The organism is Streptomyces sp. JW3 (assembly GCF_052216785.1).
Taxonomy (GTDB): Bacteria; Actinomycetota; Actinomycetes; order Streptomycetales; family Streptomycetaceae; genus Streptomyces.
Window position 1 is genome coordinate 1 of the sequence record NZ_JBQOUX010000145.1, and the last position, 17117, is coordinate 17117.

General features: G+C 73.1%; 13 protein-coding genes and 1 pseudogene. 8 read left to right on the forward strand and 6 right to left on the reverse strand.

Annotation, left to right across the window (positions count from 1 at the left end):
• Positions 1-1256 (reverse strand): annotated as a pseudogene (locus ACTT8P_RS35040) (hypothetical protein); the annotation flags it as partial.
• A 43-nt stretch (positions 1257-1299) separates the two neighbouring features.
• On the opposite strand from ACTT8P_RS35040, the gene ACTT8P_RS35045 reads away from it, so the two are divergent.
• The 8 genes from ACTT8P_RS35045 to ACTT8P_RS35080 all read left to right on the forward strand — a co-directional run bounded on the left by ACTT8P_RS35045 (position 1300) and on the right by ACTT8P_RS35080 (position 10507).
• A complete protein-coding gene (locus ACTT8P_RS35045; protein WP_442835838.1) occupies positions 1300-2850 on the forward strand; it encodes a hypothetical protein in 1551 nt (516 codons plus the stop codon).
• A 44-nt stretch (positions 2851-2894) separates the two neighbouring features.
• Positions 2895-3320 (forward strand): phage tail protein, encoded by a 426-nt coding sequence (locus ACTT8P_RS35050; protein WP_442835839.1) that lies wholly within the window; start codon positions 2895-2897, stop codon positions 3318-3320.
• A 98-nt stretch (positions 3321-3418) separates the two neighbouring features.
• Positions 3419-4138: a CIS tube protein gene (locus ACTT8P_RS35055; RefSeq protein WP_442835840.1), complete on the forward strand. Its 720-nt coding sequence runs from the start codon at positions 3419-3421 to the stop codon at positions 4136-4138.
• The gene (locus tag ACTT8P_RS35060) at positions 4138-6060 is read left to right on the forward strand and encodes a VgrG-related protein (protein WP_442835841.1); all 1923 of its coding nucleotides are present in this window, start codon (positions 4138-4140) and stop codon (positions 6058-6060) included. The genes ACTT8P_RS35055 and ACTT8P_RS35060 overlap by 1 nt, the downstream gene beginning before the upstream one ends.
• A 139-nt stretch (positions 6061-6199) precedes the next feature.
• Positions 6200-6652, forward strand: a complete 453-nt coding sequence (locus tag ACTT8P_RS35065) for a GPW/gp25 family protein (protein ID WP_442835842.1) — start codon at positions 6200-6202, stop codon at positions 6650-6652.
• Positions 6652-8610 carry a putative baseplate assembly protein gene (locus ACTT8P_RS35070; protein WP_442835843.1) on the forward strand — a complete coding sequence of 653 codons (1959 nt, stop codon included), beginning with the start codon at positions 6652-6654 and terminating at the stop codon, positions 8608-8610. Before ACTT8P_RS35065 ends, ACTT8P_RS35070 begins: the two co-directional genes overlap by 1 nt.
• Entirely contained in the window at positions 8607-9170 is a 564-nt protein-coding gene (locus ACTT8P_RS35075; RefSeq protein ID WP_442835844.1) for a phage tail protein, read from the forward strand. Before ACTT8P_RS35070 ends, ACTT8P_RS35075 begins: the two co-directional genes overlap by 4 nt.
• Positions 9167-10507, forward strand: coding sequence for an NADase-type glycan-binding domain-containing protein (locus ACTT8P_RS35080; protein WP_442835845.1), 1341 nt, complete (start codon positions 9167-9169; stop codon positions 10505-10507). Before ACTT8P_RS35075 ends, ACTT8P_RS35080 begins: the two co-directional genes overlap by 4 nt.
• 59 nt (positions 10508-10566) lie before the next feature.
• Here ACTT8P_RS35080 and fxlM read toward each other — a convergent pair whose 3' ends face one another.
• The 5 genes from fxlM to ACTT8P_RS35105 all read right to left on the reverse strand — a co-directional run bounded on the left by fxlM (position 10567) and on the right by ACTT8P_RS35105 (position 16744).
• The gene (gene fxlM, locus ACTT8P_RS35085) at positions 10567-11784 is read right to left on the reverse strand and encodes a methyltransferase, FxLD system (protein WP_442835846.1); all 1218 of its coding nucleotides are present in this window, start codon (positions 11782-11784) and stop codon (positions 10567-10569) included.
• Between the two features lie 10 nt (positions 11785-11794).
• On the reverse strand, positions 11795-12979 hold the full coding sequence (locus ACTT8P_RS35090; RefSeq protein WP_442835847.1) for a lanthionine synthetase C family protein: 1185 nt from the start codon (positions 12977-12979) through the stop codon (positions 11795-11797).
• On the reverse strand, positions 12943-15966 hold the full coding sequence (locus tag ACTT8P_RS35095; protein WP_442835848.1) for a lantibiotic dehydratase: 3024 nt from the start codon (positions 15964-15966) through the stop codon (positions 12943-12945). The genes ACTT8P_RS35090 and ACTT8P_RS35095 overlap by 37 nt, the downstream gene beginning before the upstream one ends.
• 74 nt (positions 15967-16040) lie before the next feature.
• Entirely contained in the window at positions 16041-16190 is a 150-nt protein-coding gene (gene fxlA, locus ACTT8P_RS35100) for an FxLD family lanthipeptide (protein ID WP_442835849.1), read from the reverse strand.
• 143 nt (positions 16191-16333) lie between these two features.
• Entirely contained in the window at positions 16334-16744 is a 411-nt protein-coding gene (locus ACTT8P_RS35105; protein WP_442835850.1) for a hypothetical protein, read from the reverse strand.
• Positions 16745-17117: the final 373 nt, after the last annotated feature.

Consider the following 17117-nt stretch of genomic DNA (forward strand, 5'->3'; position numbering starts at 1 on the left):
GTGCAGCGCCGGGCGGCGGCCGCGCCGGTGCCTCCGCACCTGCCGACGACCGCCCGTACTCCGGCCACGCCGGGTGGCGCCACGCCGCCGGCGGTGCAGCGACGGGCCATGGACGCCGGGGCGTCGGCCGCGCGTGACGGGGTGCCGGGTGACTCGGCCCCACGTGACTCCGCCACGTCGGGGACCGCGCCTGCTCCGGTCCAGCGCCGGGCGACGGCGCGCGACTCGGCCCGGCGCGACTCGGCCCCGCGTGGTTCGGCCCCGCGTGGTTTGGACGCCCCCGGCGCCACGCCGCCCGTCGTCCAGCGCCGCGCCGCCGAGCCGGCACCGCCGGTCGCCATGCCCGCGTCTCCCACGCCGGCCTCTCCCACGCCGGCCGGGCCGAGCGCCGCCGCGCCGGCCTCCGCGTCCACCCCGGCCGTCCAGCGCAGCAGCGCGGACAGCGCGGGCAGCGCGGGCAGCGCGGGCAGCGCGGGCAGCACGGACAACGCGGGCACCGCGAACGGCCCCGCGTCCGCACCACCGGTCACGGCAACGCCCCCGACCGGCCCCTCCGCCTCCGCCACCCCGGCCGTGCAGCGCCTCGCCTCGGACGCCCCGCGCCCCGACGCCACACCCACCGCCCTCCCGGTCGAACGCACCCGTACGGCGCCCGCCCCCGCCCCCGCCGACCCGGCACCGTCGATCGCCGCGCCCGCGCGGCCGGCCCCGCGCGGCTCGGACGCCCCCGCCGTCCAGCGCCGCCCCGCCGACCCGGCACCGCCGGTCGCCACGCCCGCGTCTCCCACACCGGCCGCACCCGCGCGGCCCGTCACGAACGACCCGGCCGCCGCCCCCAACACCACACCGCCCGCCGTCCAGCCCCGGACGACCGCGCCCGCGCAGCCGGGCACGCCCACCCCGAGCAGCACGCCTCCGCCGGTCCAGCGCCGGACATCGGCGCGCGACTCGGCCCCGCGCGGCTCGGACACCCCCGGCACCACGCCGCCGGCCGTCCAGCGCCGCCCCGCCGGCCCGGCAGCACTGCCGATCGCCACGCCCCCGTCCGCCACGCCGGCCGCGCCGGTCACGCCTTCCCCGGTGCAGCGCCGGTCCACGGAACTCCCGGGTGCCGCTTCCGCGTCCGAGGCGGCGACGTCGGCCGGACCCAGCGCCACCACGCCGGCCCCCACGCCAGGTTCCGCCCCGGCCGTCCAACGCCGCAGCACGGAGGCGGCGGACACCGCGAACGGCCCCGCGTCCGCACCACCGGTCACGGCAACGCCCCCGACCGGCCCCTCCGCCTCCGCCACCCCGGCCGTGCAGCGCCTCGCCTCGGACGCCCCGCGCCCCGACGCCACACCCACCGCCCTCCCGGTCGAACGCACCCGTACGGCGCCCGCCGCCACCGCGCCGACCGCACCCGCACCGGCCGCACCCGCACCGGCCGTGCAGCGCGCCGTCCCGGGCGGCAACGCCCCGTCCGCGCCCGCCTCTTCGCCGAGCCCGCCCCCGGTACGGCGTCCCGCCGCCGACGCGGGCTCCGGGCGTCCGCCGGTCCAGCGCGCCGCCGACGCATCGCGTCCGGCCCGCCGGCCGGGCCTCGGTGCCCCGATCCCCTCGGTCCCGGCCACCCCGGCCACCCCGGCCTCGACGGGCACCGCTCCGTCGGCCGCCCAGCGCCTCCCCCTCGCCTCCGCCCCGGCGGCTCCGGCGCCGAGTCCCGCCGCCCCCGGCGCCACCCCGGCACCGGCCGCCGCCCCGGAAGCCCCGCACGTCAGCGCCCCCGGCCCCGACGCACCCCCCGTCCAGCGCGCCACGGCCGCCCCCGACGCACCGCCGGTCCAGCGCGCCACACCCGCCACCCCGATCGGACCGCAGCCGGGGCCCGCCCCGGCCCCGCTGCCCCAGAGCTCCGCCCCCGGCGCCCCCCGGATCCAGCGCGCCACGCTCCTGCCGCCGACCGGCCCCTTGCCCCAGCGCGCCACAACCACCACGGCCACCACGGCATCTCCCGAAACCACACCCACCCCCGTCCAGCGCGCCACGACCCCGGCCGCCACAACCCCGGCCGCCACCGCGCCCCCCTCCACACTCCCCGTCGTGGCCTCCGCCCCCGCCCCCGTCCAGCGCGCCACCGCTCCGGCCGCCCCCTCGGCCCCCGGGACGCCCCACCGTTCCGGCCCGCCCGCGCCCCTGCCCGTCACCGCCCGCCTCCCCGTCACGGGCGGCCGCCCGGTCCCGCATCCCACCGCGGCACCCGCACCGCTCCCCCTGCTCGCCCCGCCCTTCTCCGCCGCCGAGCCGAAAAGCGCCCCGGCCCCGGCCGTCCAGCGCCTCGCCGCCGGCGCCGCCGCCACCCCCGTACCCCTGCGTACCGCGGCGTCGGCGCCCGCGTCGGCGCCCGCCGCCCTCCCGGTCGCGTCCCTCACCCCGCCGCGCACGGCGACGCCCCCGTCGCTTCCCCAGGCCGCCGCGGCGACCCCCGTGGAGCGCACTGTGCAGCGGTCGGCCATCGGCGCGCTCGCCGCGTCCGCGGCGGCCACCGCCACCGCCGCCCTGAACTCGCTCGGGTCCCGCCGCGACCACGACACCCACGACAGCGCCGCACCGCAGGACGTGCCGCCACCGGCGTACAGCGCGGTGCCACCGACCGGGCACACCGCACCGACCGTCGCCGCGGCGGCCCAGGTGCAGTCACCGCCCGCGGACACCCGGACGGCGGCCGCCGCGTGGAACCCGAAGGAGCTGAGCGACGCCCAGCTCGACGCACTGGTGCACCGGATCATCGGCCGCGTCACCCGCCTGGTCCGCACCGAACTCCGGATGGACCGTGAACGGATCGGCCGACTCCGCGACGACCGCCGCTGACCTTCCTCCCGCTGTGACCGTTCCGACAGAAAGGCCGACCCTCGATGCCCTCCCGTAAGGACCCGGGCTCCACCATCTGGTTCTCCCTCTCGATCGACGGCCAGAGCCTCGGCTACTGGAACGGCTGCGAGGGCCTGTCGTCCCAGGTGGAGGTCGAGCAGCGTCAGGAAGGCGGCAACAACGGCTTCGTCTGGCAGTTGCCGACCCGCGTCACCTTCTCCAACGTCCGGCTGACCCGTCCGCTCACCCCGGACACCACCAAGGTCGCCAAGTGGATCTCCTCCGTGCAGACCGGGATCAAGCGGCCCACCGGCACCATCGTGGCCCGGCGCGCGGACGGTTCCGAGATCGCCCGCTGGGGGCTGCTGGAAGTCCTGCCGGTCAGCTGGCAGGGCCCGTCCTTCGACCCCGGCAGCCCGGCCGTCGCCAACGAGGTGCTGGAGATCGCCCACCACGGCTTCACGGACTGAGCGAACCCAGCGACACCAGCGGAACCAGCAAAACCAGCGAACGCAGCGGAACCAGCGGAACCAGCGGAATCAGCAGAACGAAAGGAGCGGCACACCCCATGGCCAAGAGCAGCGGCGCCGGCAAGAGCCTGGTCCACGCCACCCTCGCCATCCACGAGCCGCCCACCGGCGACAGCACCTCGCCGGGCGCCCTCATCAAGAACTTCTCCCTCCAGTTCAACCCGGCGCAGCTGACCCTGTCCCGCCGCGCCAACTGGAAGGACTCCGACTCGGCGATGAGCCGCAACGGGCCGGTGCCCGAGTTCATGGGCCCGGTGCCCCGGGAGATGGCCGTGGAGATCTTCCTGGACTCCTCGGACCAGCCCAGCAGCAACAAGGTCCTCAAGCAGGTCGACTCGCTGCTGGACTGCTGTGTGACGACGGACCAGAGCCTGACGGCCAAGAAGCCCTCACCGCCCTGGGTGATCTTCCAGTGGGGTTCCTTCTCGACGGCCCGGTTCGCCGCCTACGTCAGTTCCGTGCAGGCGTCGTACACCCTGTTCGGCACCTCCGGCATCCCGATCCGCGCCACCTGCCAGCTCCAGCTGCACGAGCTGCCGCACGCCACCGAGGGCCAGAACCCGACCTCCGGCGCGCTCACCGCCCAGCGCGTGCACCGCGTCGTGGCCGGCGACTCGCTCCAGTCGCTGGCCTGGCAGGAGTACGGCGACGCGTCCGCCTGGCGGGCCATCGCCGAGGCCAACGAGATCGACAACCCCGCGCAGCTGCCCACCGGCACCGACCTCCTCCTGCCCGCCACCGAGGAGGTGCGTCGCTGATGCCGCCGCTGACGTATTCCAACACCATCCAGGTCAAGATCAACGGCATCGCGCTGCGCAAGACGCTCGCCCCGCTGCTCATCGAGGGCTGGGTGGACCAGGGCGTCGGTGTCCCCGCCGCCTTCCGCCTCACCTTCCGCGACCCCAAGCGGACCCTGCTGAAGCTGCTCGGCGTCAACTTCGGCACCAAGGTGGTCCTGACCCCCCTGGCCAACGGCAAGGGAGCCACCGAGCCGCTGCTGACCGGCGAGGTCACCGCCCTGGAGGCCGACTTCGACGGCACCGGCTCCTTCACCGTGATCCGCGGCTACGACCTCGGCCACCGCCTGCTGCGCCAGCGCCGGGTGGCCGCGTACACCAACGAGACCGCCTCCTCGATCGTGCGGAAGCTGGTCGGTCTCAACAGCGTGCCGGTCGGCCGCATCGAGGCGACGAAGACGCCGTACGAGTTCATCAGCCAGGGCAACGTCACCGACTGGGACTTCATCGCGCGGCTCGCCGACGAGAACGAGATGGTGATGTCCCTGGACGCCAAGGGCAAGTTCAACTTCGTCTCGCCCAAGCCGTCCTCCGGTGCGCCGTCCCCGCAGACCGACCCCGAGAAGAGCCCGTTCGTCCTCCAGGCCCGGCACGACATCCTGCGGCTGCGCACCGCCGTCACCGCCTCCGACCAGGTCGCCAAGGTGGAGGCCCGGGGCTGGGACGTCAACCTGGCCAAGGAGATCGTCGCCACCGCCCCGGCGATCACCAACCCCGGCTTCGACATCGGCGCCACCCCCGGCAGCGCGGCCCGCTTCTTCAAGCCGGCCAAGCTGGTGGAGACCGCCACGCCCTACGACAAGCAGGCGGAGGTCACCTACGCCGCGAAGGCGCTGGCCGACGACGTCACCGGCGCCTTCGCCGAACTGGAGGTGGCCGTCCGCGGCAACCCCAAGCTGCGGCCGGGCGTCCCGGTGGCGCTCGCCGACACCGGCAAGCCGTTCGAGGGCAAGTACACCGTCACGTCCGTCCGGCACAGCTTCGGCGACGGCCAGCACTACGAGTCCGCGCTCACCGTCAGCGGCCGCCAGTGGCGCTCGCTGTACGGGCTGGCCTCCGGCGGCGCCGAGACCTCGCCCAGGCTGCCCAGCGTCGCCAACGCCGTGGTCACGGATGTCACCGACCCGCTCAAACGAGGCCGGGTCAAGCTCAAGTTCCCGTGGCTGGACGACACCTACGTCAGCGACTGGACCCGGTCCGTGCAGCTCGGCGGCAAGGGCGGCGGCGGTTTCTTCCCGATGGACGTCGGCGACGAGGTGCTGGTCGCCTTCGACCGGGGCGCCCTGGACCACCCGTTCGTCATCGGCGGTCTCTACAACGGCCGCGACAAGGAGACCAAGAACGACGTCCAGCTCTACAGCGGCGGCCGCAACCAGGCCAGCCGGCACACCATCTCCGACCGCACCGGCAACCGCGTCGACCTGCTCAGCGCGAAACTGGCCCGCAAACAGGGCGTGCGCATCAAGTCCGGTGACGACAAGCTGACCATCAACCTGGACCGCGCCCAGACCGCGATCACCATCGACAGCAAGGGCACGGTCGAGATCACGGGCAGCCGGTCGGTGAAGGTGCGGGCCGGCACCACCATGGAGCTCACCGCCGGACGCTCCCTGACCATCAAGAGCGGCGGCCCGCTCACCCTGCAGAGCGGCAGCCTGATCAACATGCGGGCCGCCACGCAGATCGGCGTCAACGCGGGAGCCGCCCTGAACCTGACGGCGGGCGGGCTCGCGAACCTGACCGCAGGGGGCATGGCGAACGTCACCGGCACCGGCGGCGTGAACCTCACCTCCCCCGTCCAGACCAGGGTCACCGGCGCGCAGTTCACGGTCCTGGCCCCGATCTTCAAGGTGGCCACGATCCCCATCCCGGGGGCGTCATGAGCCGCAGCACAGGCATGACCCGCAGCACAGGCATGACCCGTAGGACAGGCGTGCCCCGCAGCACAGGCATGACCCGTAGGACAGGCATGCCCCGCAGTACCGGCATGACCCGCAGTACCGGAAGGCAGGTGGCTCCCTGATGGCCGAGCAGTTCGTCGGCTCCGGCTGGTCGTTCCCGTTGCGCATCGGGCCGACCGGCGGCATCGCCCTGGTCAGCGGGGAGAAGGAGATCGAGGAGGCCATCCGGCTGGTGCTGTCCACCGCGCCGGGCGAGCGGCCGATGCGGCCCGACTTCGGCTGCGCCATCCACGACCTGGTCTTCGCCCCGGTCAACGAGGAGACCGCCGGCCGCATCCAGCACGAGGTCTACCTCAGCCTCGACCGCTGGGAGCCGCGCATCGAGGTGGTGGACGTCGAGGTGACGGTGGGCGCCGAGGAGAGCACCCTCCTCATCGACGTGCGCTACTCGATCCGCGGCACCAACAACCCGCGCAGCCTCGTCTTCCCGTTCTACGTCATCCCCTCCCACGAGGAGCCGGGCGCACCGGCACCGTCCGACGGCCCCGGCAGCCTCCCCGAAAGCGATTTCTGATGCCCCTGCCCTCTCCCAACCTCGACGACCGGCGCTTCCAGCAGTTCGTCGACGACGCCAAGCGCTACATCCAGCAGCGCGCCCCGGAGTGGACCGACCACAATGTCTCCGACCCCGGCGTCACCCTCGTCGAGACGGTCGCGCACATGGCCGACCAGATCGTCTACCGGCTCAACCGGGTCCCGGAGAAGAACCACCTCGCCTTCCTGGACCTGGTCGGCATCACCCTCTTCCCGCCCACCGCGGCCCGCACCGACGTCACCTTCTGGCTGTCCGCGCCGCAGGAGGAGGCGGTGTCCGTGCCGGTCGGCACCGAGGTCGCCACGCTGCGCGCGGACAGCGAGGAAGCCGTCGTCTTCGCCGTCGACCGGGACCTGCGCATCGTCCCCAGCGCCCTGCGCCACCTGGTCCTCCAGCAGCGCGGGCAGCCCGTCACCGACCGCACCCACGACCTCGCCGAGGGCACCGACATCATGTGCTTCGCCGAGTCCCCGAGCCCCGGCGACTGCATGCTGCTCGGCCTCACCGCAGCCGTCCCGCACTGCGCCGTCATCCTGGAACTCGACAGCCGCGTCGACGGCGTCGGCGTCGACCCCCGCCAGCCGCCGCTGGTCTGGGAGGCGTGGACCGAGGACGGCTGGCAGTCCTGCGAGGTCGACCGCGACGGCACCGGCGGCCTCAACCGCCCCGGCGAGATCGTCCTGCACGTCCCCGGCACCCACGTGCTCTCCCGCACCGGCGGCCACGAGGCCGGCTGGCTGCGCTGCCGCGTCACCGAGCCCCTGTCCGACCAGCCCTTCTACACCACCTCCCCCACCGTCCGGTCCGCCGAGGCGTGCACCATCGGCGGCACCACGCACGCCATCCACGCCGAGACCGTCTACGACGAGGCGCTCGGCGAGTCCACCGGCCTGCCCGGCCAGCGGCTGCGCCTGGAACACGCCCCCGTCGTCGGCGACACCCCGCCGGTCCTGCTGCAGAGCGCCGAGCACGACGGCTGGGTGGACTGGGACGTCGTCCCGCACTTCGCGGGCTCCCGCCCCGACGACCGGCACATCACCCTGGACCCCACCACCGGCGAGATAGCCTTCGGCCCCTCGGTCCGCGAACCCGACGGCAGCCTGCGCCAGTACGGCATGGTCGCCCCCAAGGGCGCCGTGCTGCGCGCCCGCCGCTACCGCACCGGCGGCGGCCGGGCCGGCAACGTCGCCCGCGGCGCCGTACGCGTCCTGCGCACCTCCATCCCGTACGTCAGCGAGGTCGTCAACCGCGAGGCCGCCCGCGGCGGCGTCGACGGCGAGACCGTCGAGGAAGCCAAGGTCCGCGCCCCGATCACGCTCCGCGCCCAGGAACGCGCCGTCACCCTGCGCGACTACGAGGAACTCGCCCGCCGGGCCGCCCCGGAGACCGCCCGCATCACCTGCCTGGAGGGCGAGGAGAGCGACCACGGCGCCTACGCCGTCCGGGTCCTGGTCGTCCCGCAGGCCGTCCCCGACCCCGGCGGCCGGCTCCGCTTCGAACAACTGGTCCCCGGCGACGCGCTGCTCGACCGCATCACCCGCTACCTCGACGTACGCCGCCTGATCGGCACCCGGCTGGCCGTCGGCCCGCCGTTCTACCAGGGCGTCACCGTCGTCGCCACGCTGCACGCCTTCCGCGCCGCCGACACCGACAAGGTGCGCCGCCAGGCCCACGACGCCCTCTACCGCCACCTCGACCCGCTCACCGGCGGCGCCGACGGCAAGGGCTGGCCGTTCGGCCGCCCGGTCCAGGCCGGCGAGATCTTCGCGGTACTGCAACGCGTCCCCGGCGTCGAACTCGTCGACGAGGTCATACTCCACCCCGCTGACCCGCTCACCGGCAAGCGCGGCGACGCCACCGACCGCATCGACCTGAGCGCCCCCTCCCTGGTCTTCTCCTTCGACCACCGGGTCCGCGTGATCGGGGACGACCGGTGAGCGCCCGCGGCGCCGTCGACGGCCTCGGCTCCTCCGCCCCCATCGGCATGATGCTCCCGGCCGTCTTCGCCGACGACGACCTCGCACAGCGGTTCGTCGGCGGCCTCGACGACACGGTGGCGCCGATCCTCAACGTCCTGGACTGCCTGCACGCCTACTTCGTCCCGTCCCTCGCCCCCGCCGACTTCACCCGGTGGCTCGGCGACTGGGTCGGCGCGGAGACCGACGGCACCGAGGCCGACGACCGGCTGCGCGCCGCCGTCGCCGCAGCGGCCGCCCTGCACCGCGTACGGGGCACCCGGCGCGGCCTGTCCGAAGCGGTCCGGCTCGCCTTCGGCGTCGTACCCGAGATCACCGAGAGCGGCGGCGCCGAATGGAGCGCCCGCCCGCTCGGCCCGGTCCCCGGCGACCGGCGCCCGCACCTGCACGTCACCGTCCGCCTGGCCGACCCGGCCCCGGCGGACACCCACCGCCTGGACGCCCTCGTGTCTGCGGCCCGCCCCGCCCACATGCCCTACACGGTCCAGGTGACCGCCGCCGAAAGGACTTCGGAGACATGACCACGCAGCAGAACTGCGCGGAGTGCGGTACCCGTGCGGAGCCGGGCCAGTCGTTCTGCGACGCCTGCGGCTCCGTCCTCAGCTGGGAGTCGTCCTCCCGCTCCCGCTCCACCCCGAACCCGGCGTCCACCCCGGCTCCCGCCCCTACGCCCGCCCCGTCCCCGGTACCAGCCCCCGCGGCCTCCACCGCCCAGCCCGCCCCCGCCGCGAACGCGTCCTACGGCACCTACGCGGCCCCGGCCCCGGCCCCGGAAGCCGCCCACCCGCCCACCCCACCCCCGGCCGCATCCGTCTCCGCCCCCGCCCCCGCCTCCGACACCGCCGCCACCGCGGCCCTCCCGTCCGCCACCCAGCCCCCGCCGGCCCCAGCCGCACCCCCAGCCACACCCCCTGCGGCCGCCCCCGCGACCGCCCCCGCGGCTCCGGACATGGGCGACACGATGGCCCACCGAGCCCGCTCCCTCCTGGTCCCGGTCGCCGACCCCGAGGCCCGCACCGTCCCCTCGGACCCGGCCGTCGCCCCCGTCCTGCCCGGCGTCCCGATCGCCGAACGCCCCCAGGTACGCCCCGTGGGCCCGCAGGACGGCGAGAGCGGCCCGCCCTGCCCCTGGTGCGCCACGCCCAACCGCGTCGACCGCCACTACTGCGTCCGCTGCGCGATGCCGCTGGCCGGCGACGAACGGATGGACGCCCGCCCGCTCCCCTGGTGGCGCCGCCTGTTCCGGGGCTCCCAGGAAACCCCGTGGGCCGGCGACCGCCCCCGGCTGCGCCGCACCTTCGACAGCATCGGCACCTGGATCTGGGCCGCGATCGCCATCACCGCGGTGATCTGCGCCATCATCTACATCCCCGACGGCTACCAGGCCACCCGCGACCACTTCGCCAAGCGCGCCCCGGTCACCCCGGACTCGGTGAAGGCGTCCCGCTCCTACCCCGGTCACAAGCCCGAGCTGCTCTTCGACAAGCTCAGCAACACCTGGTGGGGACCGGGCGTGAACGAGTCCGGCAAGGGCCAGTGGGTCGAGGCCCACTTCAACGAGCCGGTCCGGCTGCTGGACGTACTGATCACCTCCGGCACCTCCAGCAAGGCCGACAAGCTCCAGGAGTCGGCCCTGCCGCACCGCGTCACGGCGAAGATCACCATGAAGGACGGCACCACCAAGACCCGCAGCCTCACTCTGGACCAGGCCGCCGGCGCCCAGAAGCGCTCCTTCCGGGTCGGCGAGATCACCGCGGTCCGCTTCACCATCGACACCTCGTACGGCTTCTCCAGCAAGAAGCAGGTGGCGATCGCCGAAATCGAATTCTTCAGCCGCTCCCAGAGCAGCAGCTCCTGACCCACGGGCCCACCCAGGAATGGCCTCCGCCCGCCGGCGGGGGCCATTTCCCCGTTGCGTCAAGCGTTCGTCTCGGTGAGGGACAGGACGGCGCGGCTGTCCACCTTGACGATGACGTGCCCCCTCGGGAGGCCGCTGTCCGGGACGTCTGCCGGATGAACGGTCATGTGCGGTACGGCGGCACGGTCGGTGTTCCAGTCGCTGATGTGGGCGATCAGGTTCCGCGCCAGCAGGGATGCCTCGGGTCCGTAGCCGGCGGCACCCAGTCGGGACGGCCGCTCGTGATCCGCGTTGTCGCGCTCGGCGATCAGATAGGCGAGGGACCCGCCCGAGACGAGCGCGGGGCTGCGACCGGGGATCGCGGGACGGCGTACGCCGTCCGCCAAGGCCTGCTTGGTGACTTCGATACGGCAGACCGTGTCGTCGGAGACGGTGGCGCGCAGCCAGACGCCGTCGAATGTCTCCTCGCTGCCGACCCGGGCTTGCGACCACAGCTCGGTGCACGGGGCGGAGAAGACCTCGGCGAGCTCGCCCGGGTCGACAGGCTGGTCCTGGTCGTGGTGGAGGCGGACGGTGCCGTGCGCCAGTTCCGTGGTGCGTTCGCCGTGCTGGCCGATGACGGGGACGAAGCCGCACAGTTCCATGTCGTCGCAGACGAGGGTGTCGCCGTGGCGGGTGAGGGCGACGGAGCGGGTCTGGCCACGCCAGCGAAGCGGAAGGACGAGTCGGCCGCCGTCCGCGAGCTGCTCCCACCAGGTGGCGGGGACGTCCCAGAGACCGACCGTGGCGATCATCCGGGTGTAGGGGGCGTGCTCGGCTGCTCCCTCCAGCCCGTCGCGTTCCATGACCCGGACGTGTTCGTAGCCGGTGCGGTTGAGGGCCTGGCGGGCGTGCAGGGCGACGCCGGGGTCGATGTCGACGGTGGTGACCTGGCCTTCAGGTCCGACGAGTTCGGCGAGGAGGGCGGCGTTGTAGCCGGTGCCGGCGCCGATTTCCAGGATGCGATCACCTGGCTGCGGGTCGAGCTGCGTGAGCATCATGGCGACGGTGGACGGCACGGAGGCGCAGGACAGGGCGAGCGGGCCGTCGGGGTTGTCCTTGATGGTGACGGCCTGGTTGGTGTAGGCATCGGCCGGGGCCAGACCCGGCAGGTGGAGATCACGGCGCACGCTGCGCAGGGCCTGCTCGATCCGGGGCGGCAGCGGGCACTTGGCCACAATCTGGTCCACGAGGCGGTTGCGCAGGTCATCGAGGGTGGGGGCGCTGTTGCTGTTCACCAGGTCTCTTTCAGTTCAGGAGGAGGCAGGTCTCCCACCCCGTGACAACCGAGCAGGGCGGGTCGAGGGTGTGGAGCGTGAGCAGGATGCCGTCGGCACCGGTCAGGAGCCCGGCGGCGCCGGGCATCGGGTGCTCGGCCGCATACCTGGCGAACCGGGAGCGGAGGGACGGCAGAGTCCGTCGGAGTGCGCTCCCCGGCGAGGTATCGGCGGCCGAGCGTGCTGTGGCGAGACAGAGCCCGGCCCAGCCGTGGCAGACCGTGGCATCGTCGACGCGGGCCAGCTGTTCGGGGTCGGTGACACAGGCCGTGAGAGCCTCCTCGGCCAGGCGCTGGGCCGACGTACGCGAGCATGCGATTGCTGCGAGCTGCAGGGCGCGTGCGATGCCGGGAGTGCCATAGCACCACGATGGTCTGCCGGGGCGCTCCGTCGCCGGTGATCTGTTGATCCATGCGTCGAGGGTGACGGTCTCCGGCCAAGCCGCGCTCCCGTTGGGCAGGTGGTGCGCTCGCTGTTCCAGCAGGTGGCAGGCTTGTGTCAGCGCCTGGTGGTGGCCTGCCACGGTGTGCCCCGCGCGCGTGCTCAAGGCGAGGAGTGCGACGGGCCCGGCGACACCGTGGGCCATGCCGAAGTTGCCGTGTCCGGTCGGCCAGGCGGGGTCGGGCCGACCGCTCGGACCGTCCGCGCTCCACCAACCCGGCACTTCCTCACCGTTCACCGTGACCGACTGCTGGATGAGCTGCACGAGGTAGCGCAGGACGTCTTCGAGCAGCTCCGGGTGCCTGCCTCGGTGGAGCAGCAGCGTGCCCAGTCCGGTCAGGCCGGAGATCAGGTCGTACTCCGCCGTGCGTGCCGGCTTGCCCGCGTCGATACGGCGATGAGCGTTGGCGAGTCGCGTGCGTACGAGCGTGGTGAGCGCGTCGTCGAGCTGGTCGAGCGCGTCGCGGTAGGCCGGGTGATCGGCCGTATGGAGGACGTAGGCCACGGCCGGGGCCCCACGGAAGAGGTTCGCACCGGCGGGGTGCAGGGCGGCCGGTTGTCCGGCGAGCCTCCGCACGGTGCTGTGCGCTCTGTCCCACTGTCCGCTGTCCCGGGCGAGGACCGATTGGCGGAGGGCGGTTCCGGCGAGGCCGCGGCCCATGTCGTGCACGAGATCGCTCATCGTGTCGCGTCCTGTGCCAAGAGGGAGCGGCATGCCTGCCGCGCCGCGTGTCGGCAGGCTGCCTCGGCTTCCCGGTCCGGGCCTGCGATCCGGTTGTGGTGCATGTGCAGAAGCGACTCCAGCACTGGACCGGTGCGCTCATCGGTGAGGTGGGACCGGTACGTGGCCAGAGCGGCACGGCGCCGTTCGTACGCCTCGGCGAGGCGGGACGTCCCAGTCGAGGGCCGCGTGAGGACTTCGCCGCGGACGCGGTTGAGTGTCTGGCGGGTGACGCTGAGCGAACCTCTGCCACGTGCGGATGTGGTGGCCAGCCACCGGAGGCCTTGCTCGTCGCCGAGCAGCCCGCAGGCCGTATCGATCATTCCGAGTGCGCACAGGACGTGCCGGTCCGGGCCGGCCAGGTCGGTCAGCGCGTACCGGGCCGCGTCGCTGTCGGCGACGAACACGGCCTCGGCTGCCTCCAGGGCGGGCCCGGTGCCGTAGCGGCCGAGCTCGGGCCGGTAGCCGTCGAGGACGAGCCGGGAGGCGAGGCCCTCGCTCTGCAGGTGTGCGGCCCAACCGGCAACGGCCCGTGTCACCCTGGCGTACTCCTCCGGACCGTGCGCGGCGATCCGCAGCCGCAAGTGATCGTCCTCCTGCCCGGTGCGGTAGCGCACGTACCAGCTGTCGGGTTCGCCCAGCGGTTCGAGGAGGCCGGGCAGGCGGCGGGTGAGGATCTGGTCCATGACCATCGGGTGGGTGAAGAGTTTGACCTGCACCCACTGCTGCTGATCGTCTCCGGGCATGGCCGCCATCCCGTTGGTCACCACCGGGGCCGCAGCCAGATCCGGGTGGGCCAGTGGTGGCTGAGTGGAGGTGAGCGGGAGGGTGAGTTCGTGAGCGTGGCCGATCCAGCCGAAGTCCCGTTCGTCGAAGGCTTCGAGCAACTCGGCGTTGCCATGGCGCCGAAGGTGACTGTGGAGAAGGCGTGCGTGCAGTGGCTCGAACAGGTTCAGACGCAGGGTCCGGTCGTCATCGCGCAGTTCGACGCGGTACGGGCACTTCCAGGTGCGTGCCCAGTCGATCAGAGCTTCGCGCCAGGAGTCCTGACAGGCCCCCGCCGGCAGGTCGGCGACGGTCAAGCACCAGCGGGCCGGAGAGAGGATCGCCTTGCGATAGCGGATCCGAGGCAGATACGGCACTCCGGCGGCGAGCGGCCCCCAGTCGAACTGGGTCCAGGCAGTGGCGAAGCCTCGGCCGAGGAGCGCGAGGAACCTGGCGATCGGCGGGGCCTGTTTCTCCAGAGCGAGCGGGTGCAGGACGACCGGTTCGACGACGCGGCGCCGCGAGAGGCTGACCAGGTGCAGCCGCTCGCTGGTCGACAGGATCGCCAGGTCGTCGAGCGGGATCAGGTGCTCGGCGGGTGCCCGGTGCTCACCGACGGGAATCACGTACGGCAGCAGGACCGGGGTGCGGGCCACGTTCTCGGCGTGCGGATGGACCGGGGTGAAGGAAAGCTGGGCGGGCAGCGCGCCGTCCACCAGTGAGGGCAGGTGCCGGTACACCTCGTCGAGGCCGCTGTCGGGGAGCACGGTGGCGAACCGGCCGGTGAGCGTGCCGGTGCTCCAGGCCGGACGTACGGACACGGTGAACTCACCGCGGTCCAACGCCTGTGTCGTCAGCGCGTGGACCCGCACCGCCATCTCGACGTGCGGGGCGATGGCCGCGTCTTCGCGACCGGCATGGGCGCACATCTCGTCGAGGTCCGCGTCCGTGAGCCGGATCTCCCGGGCACCGGTGAGCGCCGCCTGCCACGCTCTGGCCATCAGCAGCTCATCGCGCGGGAGCGCCTTCGACGGGGGGCCGGGCCACACCGACATCGGAAAGCCGGCCGGCAGGCCCACACCGGCAGCCAGATCGACCGCGTCCTTCAGCGGCACCAGGCTTCCGGCGCCGTACCGCTCCCAGAACAGGCTGTGGTAGGCGGCCCACATGGGCTTCTCTCCCACATCCCGTGTTAGCCGGAGCAGGGTATCCGCGGCGCGCTCGGCCTCTTCGAGCACTGGTGCCGGGATACGGACCGTGGCGTCGAGCCGGAGGTCCACGCTGAGTCGTACCCGGCCTCGGTCACTGACGCTGCTCATGCGCTCTTCGGCCGTTTCGGCCAGTTTCAGAGCAGTGTCCGCGTCCTCTGCCTCGTCGTGCTCGGCGAGCAGCCGGCGTACGTCTTCGAGACCGTCGAGCAGGATGACCGTTTCATGCTCCAGGCGATCTGCCAGCGGATGCAGAGCACGCAGCAGGTGCCCGAGAGGATCCGGTTCGGTCATCGGCGCCGACAGGTTGCTGCTCAGAAGACCTGCTTCCAGCAGGTCCGTGAGGAGTCGCTCGACCTGTTCGACCGTGCCACCCGAGGCGATCAGCCGATCAGCGATCTCATGGCACGGAACAGGGTGTGCGGCCAGCGCGAAGACCGTGCCGAGTGGCCGGGTGACGACGGCGGTTGCGGTGCGGCCACCGGACAGCGGGCACACCAGCACGTCACCGTGGCGTGACGTGAGGTCGTTGACCTGAACGGTCAGATGGCGCAGAACGTCAGGTCTCCGCTGGAGGTCGCGGCGGACATGGTCGAGCCACAAGGTGTCCGGACGGACGACGGCACGGTGAGCGGTGCCGATTCGTCCTTCGGCCGGACCGCACTCCGCAGTGGCCACTCCGGCGAACAGGCCGAACGGCGTCGGACGTCCGGCCGCCCGCAGGAGGTAGCGCGCAAGCGCACCCGCCGCCTTCCGTACACGTTTCGGCTGGACAGGCTGGACACCGTCCTCCTCTTCGAGGATCTGGTCGACGGCTCGCGCGAGTTGTGGGGACGCCGCCCGGACCGCAGCGGCAAAAGACGGGCGGACCCATACCTCAGCGAGCCATCGGCGGCAGTCGGCCAGATCGTCAGGGTCAGGCCACTGGGTCGACTGAGCGGTGAGCGGGAGCACAGCGGCTCGCAATAGGAGCACGTCGCCGCGCTGGAGCAGTCTGGTCTGCGTCATCGTGGAGTCCCTGGTCGGTTTGGCCTGCGCGGGCCGGGGAGTGAGGCCGGCCCGCGCTGGTTCCGGTGTGTGGGTCAGCTCGTGCAGGAGGAGGCGCAGGTGGACTCGCAGCCGTCGCTGGTGTCGCAGTCCTCGTCCACGGGCACCGGCGCGTCCGTGATCGCGATGGTGAGCTGCCAGTCGTCGCCGGTGATCGGCGCGGTGCCGGTCGTCGCGGTTGCCATTCGGATACCTCCGGAGGGGTGGTCGGGCCGTCCGCGGGAAGCGCGGACGAGGGAGCGCGGGCCCCCCGCACCCGGCTGCTCCGCGTTGGTGTGCAGCCGAGTGCGCGAATACCGCGTTCGAGGACGTTGCCGAACGCGCAGCATCACCAGCAGGTCTCCCCGCCTGCGGCGGCCAAGGCGATGGTGAGGTCGTCGGCTGCCGTGTACGCGGGACCGTCAGTCGGATCGCTCACCCAGCGCAGTCGGCCGTCCGCCCAGCCCGGTGGCGCCAGCACGACCCACGCACCGTCACCCAGCGCGAGGGTCCGTCCCTGCCGCCACCTGCGTGCGGTGCCGGGCGGAGTGAGGAAGTACGCCTGGCCGTTGCACCGGTCGAGCAGCACCGGCCCCACCGGAGTGCCGCATGCTTCGAGGAAGCGCACCGCCCGCACACCGATGACGGCCTCGACGCGGATGGCGTCCCAGTCCCGGCCGGCGGCGAAGAGCGTCGGTTGGCTCAGGAACCTTGCCCAAGTCGCCAGGGGTGGGCGGTTCTGATGTGAGTGCGTGACCATGACTCTCCTCCGTCCGCTGAAACCGAGTCGCCCGGACCCCGGGACCCGATCACCGACAAGGTTCAGGTGCTCACCAAACGTCGCCGGACGTAGGCAACAGCGGTATAACCAGCAGGTGTTACCGAGGCGGGAGAACACTCCGGCGTCGCTCGTGAGGGGCGGACTTGCGGCGCGGGAGTAGACAACGACCGGGACTTGTCCGAGGCCGCGAGGCGGATCGTTCGGCATGCCCCCCAGCGTGGCGGCGACGGTCGACACAGGACAGACCCGTTCCATGGCTGTGGAAGAGGTGCGTGGGGATGGCGTCCCGCCGAGTGGTGTAGCCGATCAACGGACCGGAACTCGCAGGTCACGCCGTGTATTTCGGTCGGCC

Excerpts from the sequence above, each read along its gene's own strand:
- ACTT8P_RS35050 (WP_442835839.1), top strand. The coding sequence starts at position 2,895 with ATGCCCTCCCGTAAGGACCCGGGCTCCACCATCTGGTTCTCCCTCTCG.
- ACTT8P_RS35055 (WP_442835840.1), top strand. The coding sequence starts at position 3,419 with ATGGCCAAGAGCAGCGGCGCCGGCAAGAGCCTGGTCCACGCCACCCTC.
- ACTT8P_RS35090 (WP_442835847.1), bottom strand. The coding sequence starts at position 12,979 with ATGCCGCTCCCTCTTGGCACAGGACGCGACACGATGAGCGATCTCGTG.
- fxlA (WP_442835849.1), bottom strand. The coding sequence starts at position 16,190 with ATGGCAACCGCGACGACCGGCACCGCGCCGATCACCGGCGACGACTGG.
- ACTT8P_RS35070 (WP_442835843.1), top strand. The coding sequence starts at position 6,652 with ATGCCCCTGCCCTCTCCCAACCTCGACGACCGGCGCTTCCAGCAGTTC.
- ACTT8P_RS35080 (WP_442835845.1), top strand. The coding sequence starts at position 9,167 with ATGACCACGCAGCAGAACTGCGCGGAGTGCGGTACCCGTGCGGAGCCG.
- ACTT8P_RS35065 (WP_442835842.1), top strand. The coding sequence starts at position 6,200 with ATGGCCGAGCAGTTCGTCGGCTCCGGCTGGTCGTTCCCGTTGCGCATC.
- ACTT8P_RS35060 (WP_442835841.1), top strand. The coding sequence starts at position 4,138 with ATGCCGCCGCTGACGTATTCCAACACCATCCAGGTCAAGATCAACGGC.
- ACTT8P_RS35095 (WP_442835848.1), bottom strand. The coding sequence starts at position 15,966 with ATGACGCAGACCAGACTGCTCCAGCGCGGCGACGTGCTCCTATTGCGA.
- ACTT8P_RS35105 (WP_442835850.1), bottom strand. The coding sequence starts at position 16,744 with ATGGTCACGCACTCACATCAGAACCGCCCACCCCTGGCGACTTGGGCA.